Origin of the sequence: Bacillus sp. NPDC060175 (genome assembly GCF_042728695.1) — a bacterium.
Lineage (GTDB): Bacteria > Bacillota > Bacilli > Bacillales > Bacillaceae_G > Bacillus_A.
On the sequence record NZ_JBHWYR010000007.1, the window covers coordinates 92,963 to 93,275 of the forward strand.

A 313-nucleotide genomic window follows, 5' to 3' on the forward strand; every position below is an offset into this window, starting at 1 on the left:
CAACGGGAAGTACAGGAGTGACAGGAAACACCGGTCCAACGGGAAGTACGGGAGCCACAGGAAGCACGGGCCCAACCGGAAATACAGGTCCAACAGGAAGTACGGGAGCAACGGGAAGCACAGGCCCAACCGGAAATACAGGTCCAACAGGAAGTACGGGAGCAACGGGAAGCACAGGCCCAACGGGAAGTACGGGACCAACAGGAAACACGGGAGCGACGGGAAGTACAGGAGCAACAGGAGATACAGGTCCGACTGGAAATACAGGAGCGACAGGAAGCACGGGAGCAACTGGAAATACAGGCCCAACAGG

General features: G+C 57.8%; 1 protein-coding gene. It reads left to right on the plus strand.

From position 1 onward, the window contains the following. Positions 1-17 precede the first annotated feature (17 nt). Positions 18-313 (plus strand): hypothetical protein (locus ACFWDE_RS06275; RefSeq protein ID WP_483861745.1); only part of this gene is annotated, 296 nt, incomplete at its 3' end.